At 57.4% G+C, this 14,049-nt stretch carries 11 protein-coding genes; 8 read left to right on the forward strand and 3 right to left on the reverse strand.

Features of this window, described 5'->3' with window-relative positions:
• Positions 1-80 precede the first annotated feature (80 nt).
• The 4 genes from ACO6VX_RS13310 (at position 81) to ACO6VX_RS13325 (ending at position 5,439) form a co-directional block, all read left to right on the forward strand.
• A complete protein-coding gene (locus ACO6VX_RS13310) occupies positions 81-2,039 on the forward strand; it encodes a sigma-54-dependent Fis family transcriptional regulator (RefSeq protein ID WP_422431684.1) in 1,959 nt (652 codons plus the stop codon).
• A 144-nt stretch (positions 2,040-2,183) separates the two neighbouring features.
• Positions 2,184-2,798, forward strand: a complete 615-nt coding sequence (locus ACO6VX_RS13315; RefSeq protein WP_010671991.1) for a TetR/AcrR family transcriptional regulator — start codon at positions 2,184-2,186, stop codon at positions 2,796-2,798.
• 237 nt (positions 2,799-3,035) lie between these two features.
• Positions 3,036-4,319: a beta-ketoacyl-ACP synthase II gene (gene fabF / locus ACO6VX_RS13320; RefSeq protein WP_033759862.1), complete on the forward strand. Its 1,284-nt coding sequence runs from the start codon at positions 3,036-3,038 to the stop codon at positions 4,317-4,319.
• A 241-nt stretch (positions 4,320-4,560) separates the two neighbouring features.
• Complete coding sequence (locus ACO6VX_RS13325) at positions 4,561-5,439, forward strand: ROK family protein (protein WP_010256830.1); 879 nt, start codon at positions 4,561-4,563, stop codon at positions 5,437-5,439.
• Positions 5,440-5,553: 114 nt separating this feature from the next.
• Here the strand turns inward: ACO6VX_RS13325 and ACO6VX_RS13330 are convergent, their stop codons facing one another.
• The 3 genes from ACO6VX_RS13330 to ACO6VX_RS13340 form a co-directional block, all read right to left on the reverse strand.
• On the reverse strand, positions 5,554-6,504 hold the full coding sequence (locus ACO6VX_RS13330; protein WP_029519683.1) for an Rpn family recombination-promoting nuclease/putative transposase: 951 nt from the start codon (positions 6,502-6,504) through the stop codon (positions 5,554-5,556).
• 330 nt (positions 6,505-6,834) lie between these two features.
• Positions 6,835-6,957, reverse strand: coding sequence for a hypothetical protein (locus tag ACO6VX_RS13335; protein WP_254920079.1), 123 nt, complete (start codon positions 6,955-6,957; stop codon positions 6,835-6,837).
• 8 nt (positions 6,958-6,965) lie between these two features.
• Positions 6,966-7,751, reverse strand: a complete 786-nt coding sequence (locus ACO6VX_RS13340) for a MipA/OmpV family protein (RefSeq protein ID WP_111534836.1) — start codon at positions 7,749-7,751, stop codon at positions 6,966-6,968.
• A 129-nt stretch (positions 7,752-7,880) separates the two neighbouring features.
• Here ACO6VX_RS13340 and ACO6VX_RS13345 point away from each other — a divergent pair, with 129 nt between their 5' ends.
• The 4 genes from ACO6VX_RS13345 to ACO6VX_RS13360 all read left to right on the forward strand — a co-directional run bounded on the left by ACO6VX_RS13345 (position 7,881) and on the right by ACO6VX_RS13360 (position 14,013).
• Positions 7,881-8,579 (forward strand): response regulator, encoded by a 699-nt coding sequence (locus tag ACO6VX_RS13345; RefSeq protein WP_010256840.1) that lies wholly within the window; start codon positions 7,881-7,883, stop codon positions 8,577-8,579.
• Complete coding sequence (locus ACO6VX_RS13350) at positions 8,576-9,745, forward strand: sensor histidine kinase (protein WP_045139825.1); 1,170 nt, start codon at positions 8,576-8,578, stop codon at positions 9,743-9,745. Before ACO6VX_RS13345 ends, ACO6VX_RS13350 begins: the two co-directional genes overlap by 4 nt.
• Before the next feature lie 93 nt (positions 9,746-9,838).
• Positions 9,839-10,972 (forward strand): efflux RND transporter periplasmic adaptor subunit, encoded by a 1,134-nt coding sequence (locus ACO6VX_RS13355; protein ID WP_010256842.1) that lies wholly within the window; start codon positions 9,839-9,841, stop codon positions 10,970-10,972.
• Positions 10,969-14,013: an efflux RND transporter permease subunit gene (locus ACO6VX_RS13360; protein WP_422431688.1), complete on the forward strand. Its 3,045-nt coding sequence runs from the start codon at positions 10,969-10,971 to the stop codon at positions 14,011-14,013. Before ACO6VX_RS13355 ends, ACO6VX_RS13360 begins: the two co-directional genes overlap by 4 nt.
• The last annotated feature ends 36 nt before the right edge of the window (positions 14,014-14,049 follow it).

The following is a 14,049-nucleotide window of genomic DNA, read 5'->3' on the forward strand; positions in this document are numbered from 1 at the left end:
CGTCCTGATTGAAAATAAAATTTACATGTCAACTTAACATGTCATTAAAATGGACATTCCATCGACCACGGGAGAGTGAAATGCAATCTCTGCATGATTTGCTGCCTAATAAAGAAGAGAGCGATGCCATATTCAGCCTGCCGGAAGGCGGTGATGCGGCACAGTGGGAAGCTCGGTTTGCCCGGGGCTGGCAGGCATTTAGCCAGGGTGAACAGCCGCGCTGGATCCGCCGCAGTATTTTGCAGTCATGGAACCGCTCGCGCGAACATGGCATCGATCCGGTATCTTTTGAGTACAGTGCCTCCGATCCAACGGAGCTGGCCGCCGTTCTGCGTCATAACAGTGAGCTGATTACTGTGGCGCATAGCGTGATGGAGAACCTGCTGGCTTACAATCCCGACGGTCATATCAATCTTACAGATGCGCAAGGCATTGTACTGAGTTTTTGCGGCAGCGACCTGACTCCGGTCGGCAGCATCCTGCGTGAGGAGGTGCTCGGCACCAACTGCACCGCGCGCTGCCTGCGCGAGCAGCGGCTGGTCTATGTACTCAGCGGAGAAAACTGGAAAATCGCGCTGCGTGAACGTAACCGGCAGTGCGCCGCAGCTCCTATCCGTGATGCCAGCGGTCGTATGACCGGCGTACTGACGCTGACCGCCACGCCTGACAATTTCAGTGCCCATACGCTGGGCACCGTGCAGGCTGCCGCAGAGGCAATTGGCCAGCAACTCACCTTACGCCGTCTGCTGGCCGAGCAGCAGTCGATACTGGAGACCCTGAATGAGGGCGTTGTGGTCTGCAACCGCGACGGGCGCATCAAAACCCTGAACCGCTACGCTCGTCAGATCTTTGCCGGTATTGATACCGACAACGCCCTGATCGATCAGGTGCTGCAGCCCCAGTCCGGTTCATTGCTCACACTGCCCTGCTGTAATGACCGCGAGATGGTGTTCCGCCCCGATGGCAGACCCAGTGTTTCATGCCTGGTCTCGCTGATGCCGGCACCGGACGGCGGTCGCATCCTGTCGCTGCGGGAAAATCAGCGCATCCGTGCCATTACCCGTCGTGTGCTCGGCGTCAGCGCCAGCTATACCTTTGAGATGATTCGTGGTCAGGCACCCACGCTGCAGAAGGCTCTTCAGGATGCCCGCGCCAGCAGTCGCAGTGACAGTACCGTTCTGCTGACCGGTGAAAGCGGAACCGGTAAAGAGCTGTTTGCTCAGGCGATCCACAATGCCAGCAGCCGGGCGCATGAGTCCTTTGTCGCGGTTAACTGCGGCGCACTGCCGCGTGACCTGGTGCAGAGTGAGCTATTCGGCTACGTCGATGGCGCGTTCACCGGCTCACGGCGCGGCGGTTCGGCAGGTAAATTTGAGCTGGCCGACGGTGGCACGCTGTTTCTGGATGAGATTGGCGAAATGCCACTGGAGGCACAGACCAGCCTGCTACGCGTGCTGCAGGAGAGTGAGGTGCTGCGCATCGGAGCGGCGCATCCGCTGAAAGTGGATGTCCGCATCGTGGCGGCAACCCATTGCGATCTGCTCAGTGCAGTGGAACAGGGTGCTTTCCGCCGTGACCTGTTCTATCGCCTCAATGTTATCTCCCTGACCATCCCTGCCCTGCGTGAACGCCAGAGCGACATTCCTGATCTGGTGAATACCTTCATTCACGCCCTGTGTCAGCGGCTGAATAAAACGCCTCCGCAGGTGAGCATTGAAGCAATGAACGCCCTGCAGGCATGGCACTGGCCCGGCAACGTGCGCGAGCTGGAAAATCTGGTCGAGCGGATCGTTAATCTTTGCCAGAGCAGCATCATCGACCTTGCCGATTTGCCGCCAGCGATGGTGACGCGCGCAGCCGAAAACAGACCAGCGGCCAGCAGCCTGTTGCAGGATAATGAACGAGCCTGCATCCTGCAGACCCTTCGCGCGCAGGGGGGTAATCTGCGGCAGTCCGCTAAGCTGCTGGGCATTTCTCGCACGGCGCTCTATAACAAGCTCAATCAGTGGAATATCTCTATAGATACGCTGCGCCAATAACCGGCTGGTGGCACTCAGCAACACCAGCATACATTCAGCCCGTTCAAAATATGGCTTTTGATCGCAACAGGGCCTAAAATGTGACCACCCTTAACAGTGGTCACTGAATTTTTTCACCCACCTTTGATCTGCCAGGTTCTGACAATGACTCAATCCGTAACGGAAAATGGCACACGCGGCCCGGCCGGGCACAATGTGCGTGACCAGATTGTCGATGCTGCCATGCAGCACTTCGCGCATTATGGTTACGAAAAAACCACCGTCTCCGATCTCGCCCGTGCTATCGGCTTTTCCAAAGCGTATATCTACAAATTTTTTGAATCAAAACAGGCGATTGGCGAAGTGATTTGCTCCACCCGGCTTGCGATGATTATGCAGCACGTCGAAGTCGCTATCGCCGATGCGCCTGGAGCATCGGAACAACTGCGGCGACTGTTCCGCACGCTTTCCGTCACCGGCACTGAACTCTTTTTTCACGAACGTAAACTCTATGATATTGCTGCCGTCGCGTCGCGTGACCGCTGGCCGTCGGCGATGGCGCATGAAGAACGACTGCTCAGCCTGATTCAGCAGATCCTGCGCAGGGGGCGTGAAGCAGGTGAGTTTGAGCGTAAAACCCCGGCTGACGAAGCGGCGGAGGCAATCTATCGGGTGATCAAACCCTACGCCAGTCCGGTACTGCTGCAGTACAGCCTTGATGACGCTGAAGAAGCCTCTGCACAACTGGCAGCGCTGGTGTTACGTAGCCTTGCGCCCTGAACAATGCGCATGATGTGACTATTGACTTATTTAGTCACAAGAGCAACGATAGCACTCTGTCTGGTTATCGCTCAGGATTCTGATGCTGCTAAGCTTATCTCTCTCTGCTCTATTCCATCCCTGCGTTCGTCCATCGCACCATTCTACGCAGGGTCTCACCTTCCGCGCTCAAGGCGTGTATCCATTGTCTGCGGCAGCATTTCAATCACTGTCCGGACTCTCTACGGGAGTAATCCAATGAGTCACTTAGCCTCATCACAACGCATTGTCATTACCGGCGCGGGCATCGTTTCGCCACTGGGTTGTGGCGTTGAAACCGTCTGGCGGCGATTAACGGCTGGAGAATCAGGTATACGTACCCTTCCCGATACGCTTACTGCTGGCACCGGTATTTCAGTAGGTGGCAGCGTGCCGGGCATCGATGAAGATCCGCTGGCAGGTTACGACCCCGAAGCGTTCATTGCGCCGAAAGAGCGTAAAAAGATGTCGCGCTTTATAGAATTCGCGCTGCTGGCAGCAGAAGAAGCGCTGAATCAGGCAGCCTGGCATCCTGAAGATGAGGCGACGCGTGAACGTACCGCGACGATTATTGCTTCAGGCGTCGGCGGCTTTGGTGCCATTGCCGACGCGGTGCGCACCACCGATGCACGCGGCCCGCGCAGGCTCTCACCCTTTACAGCACCTTCGTTTCTGGCCAACATGGCCGCGGGTCATGTCTCGATCAAACACGGCTTCACCGGCCCGCTGGGTGCGCCCGTTACCGCCTGTGCGGCGGGAGTTCAGGCAATTGGTGATGCAGCCAGGTTGATCAGAAGCGGTGAAGCGGACATTGCTATTTGTGGGGGCACAGAAGCGGCGCTTGATCGCGTCACGCTGGGCTGTTTCGCGGCTGCACGTGCGCTATGTGTGGGCTATGAAGATCAGCCGCACCATGCCTCACGTCCGTTTGATCGTGACAGAAACGGCTTTGTGATGGCCGAAGGTGCAGGCCTGCTGGTGATTGAGTCACTGGCCCATGCCGAAGCACGCGGCGCGACACCGCTGGCGGAGATTGTCGGCTATGGCACCAGCGCCGATGCATACCATTTAACCGCGGGTCCGGAGGATGGCAGCGGGGCTGCACGGGCGATGAGAACCGCCCTGCGTCAGGCGGGCATTAGCCCGGAAGACGTGCAGCATATCAACGCACACGCAACCTCAACTCAGGTTGGCGATCACGGTGAGCTGGCGGCTATTCGTGCAGTGTTTGGCGATGATTCGCAGGTCGCGATCGCCTCAACGAAATCCGCCACCGGCCATCTGCTGGGTGCGGCAGGCGGCGTTGAGGCGATATTCACCCTGATGGCGCTGCGGCAGCAGCTTATTCCGCCGACGCTGAACCTCCATCATCCCGATGAAGCCGCAGGCAATCTGGACCTGGTGGCGCTCAATGCACGTCCCACGGCGCTGACTTATGCCATGTCGAACGGTTTTGGTTTTGGCGGCGTCAACGCCAGTCTCCTGTTGCGTAAGTGGCAATGACTTCAGAGTGACGATTAAGCCCGCGCTGCCAGACACCCTCTCAGCGCGGGTAATACATCGGACGTCCTGAAAAATCATGCACAGCTGTTCCCTGTGTGCCGGGGTTTATCAAAACACCCTCTGTACAACACTCGCTTTATAAATCTGTACCTTTCCTGACAAAATTGCCTCCGCCAGCCCTCCTGCCCTTTTTCTTTCAGCACTACAATTAATCGGATGAAAACAACCTCAGAGAACGTTAATGAAGATTGCAGCTTTCGATATTGGTGGTACCTCTTTAAAAATGGGCGTGATTGATGAGCAGGGAAATATTCTGACCAGTGAGAGTGCTGATATTTCCCATAATTCACGCGACAAAATACTTGATGAGATCCTGGCCTGGCTGGAGAAAAATCCCGGCTGTGCTGGCATCGCCGTCAGCACGCCCGGTTATATTGATGCAGAAGCTGGATATATCGCCATGGGTGGCACCATTCGGGACTTCGACCAGTTTCATCTGAGCCAGTGGCTGACGGAAAAAACCTCACTGCCTGCCACGGTCGAAAATGACGCCCACTGCGCCTTACTGGCTGAACAGTGGCTGGGCAAAGCAAAAAAACTCAGTGATTTTCTGATGTTAACTATCGGCACAGGATTAGGCGGAGCGGCCTTCTGCAACGGCGCGCTGATCCGGGGCGGTCGTAACCGCGCGGGCGAGTTTGGCTGTCTGCTGACTTCGCGCCCCACCAGCAGCAATATTGAACGCCATACCATGAGCCAGAGTTGTACCATGACGGCGCTTCGGGAGAATTACAGCCAGCTCATCGAAAAATCTTCCGACGACGTCACGGGTAAAGATGTCTTTGACGCATACGATCGCAAAGAAGAAGCCGCGCAGCAGGTGGTGAATAAATTCTACCAGGATCTTGCAGCCTGCTTATATAACCTCTTCAGCGTGTTCGATCCGCAGATGATATTTATCGGTGGTGGAATTACCGAGCGGGAACCGTTCCTCGAGGAACTGGCAGAGCAACTGGCAAAATATGATCTTGATATCCGCATTGATACCGCGACCTACGGCAACGACTCCGGCATGTTGGGCGCAACCTGGAATTTCCTGCAGCGTCAGCCAGACAAATAATGGCTTGTAGTTCAGGACGTATGCAGGTTACACCTTTCTGATAATTATGATGATTTATCTGGTGCGGTATTCAAAACGATAACCCGGTCATGACCGGGTTCACTCTTGTTTATATTAGTGTCGTATTTGCGCCAGATCGTCTGACGTCAGGCCGGTCATTTCTATGACAGTTTTACGATCAAGGCCGTTTTGTAGCATAGTGCGCGCAATTTTCAGGGTAGCTTCACGCTGTCCTTCAGTACGACCTTTCTCAATACCACGCCGTTCACCAAGCTCGATACCTTCTGCGCGACCTTTTTCGATCCCTTTTTGTTCAAGCTGCTGTGCGATGGTCATCAGTGCGTCTCCGTGTTGTGGCACCCGCTGTGCCAGTTCGCGAACGAAAGCTTCGTAGTCAGCTGACTCACCAGCCTGCAGTAAATAGTGTATCAGCGTCATCACCTGGGGTGAAGAAAGATAATCGGCCATGAGTAGCGTGACCAGATGGTCAGTCAGGCTTGCAATGTCGCGTTGATGAATATGTTTCTGCAAAAGCGTCAGGGCGGCCATACTGCGATGAGTCATGATCTCATCATCCGGGATGACCGTAATGTCCACTAGCGGGAAGGCGCCTCTATAAAGGCTTTCCGCCACTACCGGATCATCAAATTCGTCGAACCAGCGGGTCGACCACGGATAGGGAGTGCGCTTACCGGTATAGAACAGTACAGGTATGACTAAAGGCAGCTTTTTATGGCCAGCTTCAAGGTGGCGCTGCATAGCGGCTACCGCATAACGTATCAGGCGGAATGCCATATGCCTGTCAGGGGTGGATTGGTGTTCAATCAGAACATGAATATATCCGTCACCGGTTGAGGTTCTGAGACTGTACAAAACGTCACTGAAGTATTGACGCAAATCGTCTTCAACAAATGATCCGGACTCAAGCTTCAGTGTGGTGAGATCGCAGATTTTAAGCAATTTCTCCGGAAGGTGGATCTGCATAAAATCTCTGGCAACATCCGGATGCGTAAGAAACTGTCTAAAAGTAGCATCATGAGGTGTAGCACTATTTTTATTTTTCATCAGTTCAGCCCCTGTAAATTCCATGCGCTGCTACCACAGCGAAGAGGCTATCTTAATAGATCACATTTTAATTTATAATATTTAAATCTTGCCCAATCCATATAGATTAACTACACCAATGCTCTTTTAAAAAATTTATTAGCAAGATGCATTATGACGCAATCTAAATTAACCACCTTAATCAATTTATATAGCGATAATTAAAACATCCGGATGTACCCGAAAATTCTAACGCTGACCATTAATGTCTGAACCGCTTTACGAAAAGTTAATTTTCTATTTAAGTCACGGCATAACCAGCCCGATCACGCTGTTTATACCGCTCGCTCCCTATCCCCGTCCCGGCGCATCCAACAGGCTAAGCGCCACGCCTGTCAGGGTATAGACCACGACATACAACAGAATCAGTGCCGCAAGCAAAAGGCGGTGGCTGCGCATCTCACTTTTCTTCATGGTGCCATTCAGAAGGTGTAGCTCAATGCCAGGGTGGCCGATGCGCCGTTGTGCCGTGCAACGATGGGGCTATCTGAAGCATGCTTATCCAGCCAGCTGTAGTCACCGATCACACTGGCAGCCCAGGCAGGCGTGAACTGATGGCTCCAGGTCAGGCTGGTATCGGTGCCATAAAATCCACCCGCGGCGTCGTACCGTTCAAATCCACTGCGCGCACTTTGCTTGCGGTTAACGCCATACCAGGTATTCATATAACGCCCGTCGCCAAACAGTCCCGCCACCTGCAGTGCCACGGTATCGTCACTGGTCTGCCAGGGGATCAGGGTAACGGAAGTGCGGTACTGCACACCCTGACTATCACTTAATGGCAGCGTCGCTTTGCCCTCCAGCACCAGCCACGGCGTTACCGACCATCCCAGCGCCAGCGCGGTGTTCATCGTTGCGTCGATGTTCCCCATGCCTCTGAGCCGGTCATCCCCATCTCGCCAGGATGAATTCTGGTCAGAACGGCCCAGCCCGTAGCCCAGCGTATGTTCCAGATACAGTCCATTATCTGCCTGCAGGTCATAGCCAATGCCTTTCTGTGAGTCTAAAAAGAAGGCCCCGTCGCGTGCCTGGATCACCGGCATCAGCTGCCAGTGTTGCTTATCTGCGCCGCTATAGCGTGGTGCATTGATACCTGCAATGCCCAGCGTGACGCTTGGCGGCGGCGTAGTCTCATCAGCCATGGCAGTCGCGGCACTGAATCCCAGCGAAAAACAGACCATGTGCAGCGTTATTTTTCCGGTTATCATCACGTTTCCTCATTATCACATCAGGTGCGGAGCTGAGGGGTTCAGAGCCGCGTCAATGGCCGGAGTATGCGAGGCGAGTGTCAATTAACGACCAGGGATTTATGAAGAAACAGTCAAGGTGATCCGAAAATGCAGTCAAAACGTGTACTGATTATTGAAGATGATGCTGATGCGGCGGGCGTACTTGAGGCCTACCTGAAACGTGAAAATTATGAGGTCATGATTGCCGGTGATGGGCCAGGCGGGCTGGATGCCGCCAGACGCTGGCAGCCCGATCTGATCCTGCTGGATATCATGCTGCCCGGCATGAACGGCACTGAAGTGCTGGCAGCGCTGCGACGTCGTGACGATACCCCGGTGATCATGGTGACCGCGATGGGTGATGCGCCGGACCGCATCGGCGCACTGCGCTATGGCGCGGATGACTACGTGGTCAAACCCTATCATCCGGGCGAAGTGGTGGCGCGCGTTCAGGCAGTACTGCGCCGCAGCCAGCAGAGTCAGGTGCCCGCGGCAGAAACCCTGCGTTGGGCGGGTTTAGTGGTGGACCCGGTGGCACTCACCGCAGTGGTCGATAGCGACAGTGCTTCACCGCGCCGCCTCGATCTGACACCAACCGAATTTTCCCTGCTGGTCACCCTGATGCGCGCTCCGACGCGTCCGTTTACCCGCCTGTTTCTGCTGGAGCACTGTCTGCCGGAAAGCGATGCGCTTGAGCGGGTGGTCGATACCCACGTCTATAACCTGCGTCGCAAACTGGAAGCCGCGGGCATCTCTGATGTCTTACCGGCAGTGCGCAGCGTCGGTTACCGGTTCAGACAGCCATGAAGAACGATACGCATACTTCATTGTGGCGCTGGATCTGCATCCGGGTGCTGTTTCTGGCGATTGGCAGCGTGGTACTCATCGCCATCTGTATGTGGCTGCGCTTCGCAGTGCAGGCGTACTGGGTCTATTACCGGATGCCGCCCGCGCTGCTGGAGGAGTTCACCCGGTTGCGCCACCACCCTGCCAGCGATCCGGCACGCTTTCATCAGATTATGGACCAGTGGTGGGGCATCAACTTCTCCGATCCGTCGCTGGCCTCGTCGGACTGGCTTACCGTGATCGTGCTGGTCGTGGTAACGATTCCGTTTATGGTGCTGATGGCGCTGCGTTTCGCCCGTCCGCTGTCGGCGCAGTTCAGCCAGCTGGCTACCGCGGCGCGAGCGGTTTCAAAAGGCGAATTTGGCCGATCGGCGGTAATCGTAAAAGAAGCCCCACAGGAGCTGGTGCGCTTTACCGAAGATTTTAATCAGATGACGCAGCAGCTGGCGCGTTACGAGCGTGAGCTGCGCACCTCGCATGTGGCGATGGCGCATGAGCTTCGCTCGCCACTGACGGCCGCAATGGGCCGCCTGCAGGGCATTCTGGATGGCGTCTTTCCTGCCGAACCGCAACAGCTGGCGATGATCATGAAGCAACTGACGCAGCTCAGTCGCCTGACAGACGAACTGCATCTCTTGTCACTGGCGGATGCCGGGCAGCTTACCCTGAACCGCGAGTGGTTTAATCTCAGCGAGTTACTGCGCGAGCGCTCCGGCTGGCTTCTGCCGCAGGCAGAACAGGCGGGGATTGCCATCAGCGTGACATCACCCAACGATCTGCGGCTGTATGCCGATACCTTCCGGCTGGGCCAGGTAGTGACCATCATCTGTGAGAATGCAATGCGCTACGCTGCCGACGGTGGCGCGTTGCTGATCACGGCCAGCCAGAACGATCAGGCGATCATAATGACCTTCCGCGATTATGGTCAGGGTGTGGAGCCGGACTTCCTGCCGCAATTGTTTGACCGCTTTACCCGCGCTGACTCCTCACGCGCCCGCCACTCCGGCGGCAGCGGTCTGGGACTGTCGATTGCCAAAGCGATTGTCGAGGCGCACGGCGGGTCGCTTCACGCCACACTGCCCGCCGACGGCGGTCTGCTGATCGGGATAACGCTGCCGACGAGATAAATTGTTCTGGCTTGACCATTTCTTGATGGTTCATGGAACGTTTCTGGACACATGCCGGGTTCAATGAGCACAACTCATTAAAGGAACCCGGTTATGACAGACTTCTTATCGGATGCTGCCCGCCAGGTGTGGCGTCATCTCTTCGGTATTCACATCTTTGCGCCGATCATCTTCGTGCTGCTCGGGGTATTCATCATGACCGGTTGCCGGGACAATAGTTCTGCTCCGCCTGCCGCCCCGCTCCGCCCGGTTAAATCGGTGATTGCTCCACCGCTCAGCAGTGATGCATCGCTGGTGCTGACTGGCGAAATCCGCGCTCATGAAGAGGTCGCGCTAGCCTTCAGACTGGATGGCCGGGTGGTGAGCCGTGCGGTTGAGCTGGGCGATCGCGTCAGCGCCGGGCAATCGCTGGCAGCGCTGGAAAATGATCAGTCACGCAATCAGCTAAGCAGCGCACGGGCCGATCTCGACAGCGCACGCGCCGCCGAACGGGTCGCCGCGCTTAACCTGCATCGGATGCGGCTGCTGATGCCCGGAGGGGCCATCGCCCGCAGCCAGCTGGACAGCGCCCAGGCGGACTGGCAGAGCGCGCAGTCCCGCCGTCTCAGCAGCGAAGCGGCTCTGAAAAATGCCCAGGATAACCTCAGCTGGACTCAGCTGACTGCGCCTGCAGCAGGCCGGATCACCGCCATCACGGTTCAGCCAGGTCAGGTGGTCAGCGCCGGACAAAATGTGATGACGCTGGCAGCAGGGGATGCACGCGATGCGGTGTTTGACCTGACAACGCCTGCGCTGCTGCATCCTGATGATCGGACACCGCTGAAAGTGACGCTGCTCGCCGATCCCGGCGTGCAGGCCAGTGGCACAGTGCGTGACATCAGCCCGCAGGCCGATCCACAGACCCGCACATGGCGGCTGCGCATCTCACTGAATCAGCCGCCTGAGGCGATGGCACCCGGTGCCACAGTCATTGTCACCCTTCCCGATGCGCAGCCGCCGGTCATCGCCCTGCCCGCCAGCGCCCTGACCCGCTCCGCAGACAAACCCGCGCTGCTGGTCGTTGATGCGGCGTCACGCCTGCAGCTTCGTCCGGTAGTGCTGGCCCGCTTTAACGCGCAGCAAATCTTCGTCACTGCCGGGATCAAGCCGGGAGAGCGCGTCGTCACCGCCGGAGTCAGCACCCTGCAACCTGGCGAAAAAGTGGCGCTTTCGCAGGAGGCTCCATGAAAAAAACGTCTGGCTTTAACCTCTCCGGCTGGGCGCTGGCGCATCAGCAACTGGTGATCTTTTTCATGCTGCTGGTCATGGCGGCGGGTGTGCTGAGCTATGAACATCTGTCACGCAATGAAGACCCGGCGTTTACTATCAAAACCGCCGTAATATCAGCCCAATGGCCAGGCGCTGATGTGAACACCACGGTGCAACTGCTCACTGACGTACTGGAACAGAAAGTGCAGGAGATCCCGTCGCTGGATGCGGTTGAGAGCGAAACCCGCGCCGGACAAACCGTCATCTATGTCAACCTGCGCGATGACACGCCGCCCTCTCAGGTGGCCGGCATCTGGTACCAGCTGCGTAAAAAGATGCAGGATGTTGCCCCTTCACTGCCGCAGGGCGTGCAGGGTCCGGCCGTTAACGACGAATTTGATGACACCTTCGGCACCATTTATGGCTTCACGGCGGAGGGTTTTACCGCCAGAGAGCTACGCGACCGGGTCGATAACCTGCGTCGCAATCTGGCCAGTCTGCCCGACATCGGTAAAACCAGCCTGTTAGGTGTACAGGAGCAGCAGGTGGTTATCGCCTTTTCGCCGCGCAAGCTGAACGGCATGGGGCTCGATTTACAGCAGGTCAGCGCCGCCATTAAAGCTCAGAACGATGTCGTCCCGGCGGGCAGCCTGCGTACCGACCGCGAGAATATTGCGCTGCGGGTCAGCGGCACCCTGACTTCGGTTGAAAATCTGCGGGCGATTACCCTGCATATCGGTGAGCGTTTTATTCCGCTGACCGATCTGGCCACCATCAGCCTGCAACCTGCCGAACCTCCGGCGCCGACGTTTAGAGTTAACGGCGTTCCGGCTATCGGGCTGGCGATCTCCATGGCCGGCAGCGGCAACATGCTCGATTTCGGTCAGCAACTCAGTCAGCGCATGCAGATGCTGGCCAGTCAGTTACCGCACGGTATTACTATGACCCGCGTGGCCGACCAGTCTTCCGTGGTGAAAAACGCGGTCAGCGGCTTTGTCCGGATACTGGGCGAAGCGGTCGTCATCGTGTTAGCCGTCTCCTTTGTCTCGCTGGGACTGCGTGCCGGTCTGGTCGTTGCGGCGGCGATCCCGCTGGTACTGGCAATGACCTTTACCGGCATGTTAATGGCAGGCATCGGACTCCAGCGCATCTCGCTTGGCGCGCTAATCATCGCGCTGGGGCTGCTGGTGGATGATGCCATGATCACCGTCGAGGCAATGGTGGCGCGACTGGAAGCGGGCGACAGCAAGTGGCAGGCCGCCACCTATGCGTTTAAAACCACCGCATTTCCGATGCTGACCGGTACGCTGGTAATGATCGCCGGGTTCATTCCGGTCGGGTTCGCCGCCTCCAGTGCCGGAGAATATTGCTACTCATTGTTTGTGGTGATTACCCTGGCGCTGCTCTGCTCGTGGGTCGTCGCGGTCATCTTCTCTCCGCTCACCGGCTGCTGGCTGCTGTCGGCCAGGCACATCAAGGCCGATAAGCCGCCGGGCGTGCTGACGCGCAGCTATCACCGGCTGCTGGAGGTGATTCTGCGTCACCGGCTGGTGACGATTGGCACAGCGATGGCGGTGCTGCTGGTCAGCCTTTACGCCACCACTTTTATGCAGGGTGAATTTTTCCCTGCGTCGGATCGCCCCGAGCTGCTGGTCAGCCTGACGCTTCCCGCCAGTGCAGCCCAGGCTGAAACCACCCGCCGAACCGCACAGCTGGAACAGATGCTGCGCAACGATCGGGATGTGGCGAACTACACCAGCTACGTTGGCTCGGGCGCGATACGCTTTTATCTGCCGATGGATGTGCTGCTGGATAATGAAAACATCGCGCAGCTGGTGGTGGTGGCGAAAGATCTGGCGGCACGCGATCGGCTGCGCAGCAGGCTGGAGCAGAAGCTGGCGGTGGATTTCAGTGATATCACTACCCGGGTATCGCCGCTGGAGCTGGGGCCACCGGTCGGCTGGCCGCTGAAATATCGCATCACCGGCCCGGATAATGCCAGGGTGCGTCAGGCGGCCGATCGGCTGGCGGCGCTGATCGCCCGCTCATCGCTGACACGCGAGGTCAATCTTACCGCCGGAGAGCCAGAACGGGTCATGACGCTGGCGGTGAACCAGACCGCAGCCCGCGCAGCCGGACTCTCTTCCGAAACGATAGCCACCTCGCTGAATACTCTGATGTCCGGCAGCGTGGTGACCACCCTGCGCGATCGTAACCGCCTGATCGACGTCGTGCTGCGCAGCAATGACCCGGAGCGGCAGGACACTGACACACTGGCAGGATTGATGATCACCAATGCCAGCGGACAGAAAATCCCGCTGCGACAGGTGGCAACCCTGAACTGGGGAGTGGATGACCCGGTGATATGGCGACGTCAGCGGCTGGCTTACATCACCGTACAGACCGATATTGCGCCCGGTCAGCGGGCTGAACAGGTCTCGCAGCAGCTCGCACCAGCCGTCGCCGCTCTGCGCGCCTCGCTGACGGCCGGATACGGTATTGAAGAAGGTGGCGTGGCGGCCGAATCGGACAAAGGCAACGGTTCAGTGTTTGCTCTGCTGCCGGTAACAATCTGCGTCATGCTGGTCTTGCTGATGATTCAGCTGCAACGCTTCTCCGGCATGCTGCTGGCGCTGAGCATGGCACCGTTTGGCCTGCCCGGCATCGTATCCGCGATGCTGCCGGCTGGCACACCGCTGGGGTTCGTGGCACTGCTGGGGATTATTGCCCTGGCGGGGATCATCATCCGCAACGCGGTGATCATGATCAGTGAAGTTGATGCGAATAGCCGGGCCGGACTGCCCGCGGGTGAGGCAATCCGGCAGGCTGCCCATCACCGTGCGCGTCCCATTCTGCTGACCGCCTGTGCGGCAATACTCGGCATGATCCCCATCGCCCATCAGGTTTTCTGGGGGCCCATGGCACTGGCGATTATTGGCGGTCTGGTCAGCGGTACGCTGGTAACGCTCACGGTGCTGCCCGCCGCGTTAAGTCTGTTGATGCAGCGCGGTTCACGTTAAAACAATACCCGGCGATCCCGTGCTGAGAACGGCGGG

The organism is Pantoea sp. BJFS-204 (assembly GCF_049310725.1).
GTDB classification, from domain to species: domain Bacteria; phylum Pseudomonadota; class Gammaproteobacteria; order Enterobacterales; family Enterobacteriaceae; genus Pantoea; species Pantoea agglomerans.

Coding starts and splice junctions, on each gene's coding strand:
- ACO6VX_RS13350 (WP_045139825.1), top strand. CDS start 8,576: ATGAAGAACGATACGCATACTTCATTGTGGCGCTGGATCTGCATCCGG.
- fabF (WP_033759862.1), top strand. CDS start 3,036: ATGAGTCACTTAGCCTCATCACAACGCATTGTCATTACCGGCGCGGGC.
- ACO6VX_RS13340 (WP_111534836.1), bottom strand. CDS start 7,751: ATGATAACCGGAAAAATAACGCTGCACATGGTCTGTTTTTCGCTGGGA.
- ACO6VX_RS13335 (WP_254920079.1), bottom strand. CDS start 6,957: ATGAAGAAAAGTGAGATGCGCAGCCACCGCCTTTTGCTTGCGGCACTG.
- ACO6VX_RS13325 (WP_010256830.1), top strand. CDS start 4,561: ATGAAGATTGCAGCTTTCGATATTGGTGGTACCTCTTTAAAAATGGGC.
- ACO6VX_RS13355 (WP_010256842.1), top strand. CDS start 9,839: ATGACAGACTTCTTATCGGATGCTGCCCGCCAGGTGTGGCGTCATCTC.
- ACO6VX_RS13360 (WP_422431688.1), top strand. CDS start 10,969: ATGAAAAAAACGTCTGGCTTTAACCTCTCCGGCTGGGCGCTGGCGCAT.
- ACO6VX_RS13345 (WP_010256840.1), top strand. CDS start 7,881: ATGCAGTCAAAACGTGTACTGATTATTGAAGATGATGCTGATGCGGCG.
- ACO6VX_RS13315 (WP_010671991.1), top strand. CDS start 2,184: ATGACTCAATCCGTAACGGAAAATGGCACACGCGGCCCGGCCGGGCAC.
- ACO6VX_RS13310 (WP_422431684.1), top strand. CDS start 81: ATGCAATCTCTGCATGATTTGCTGCCTAATAAAGAAGAGAGCGATGCC.
- ACO6VX_RS13330 (WP_029519683.1), bottom strand. CDS start 6,504: ATGAAAAATAAAAATAGTGCTACACCTCATGATGCTACTTTTAGACAG.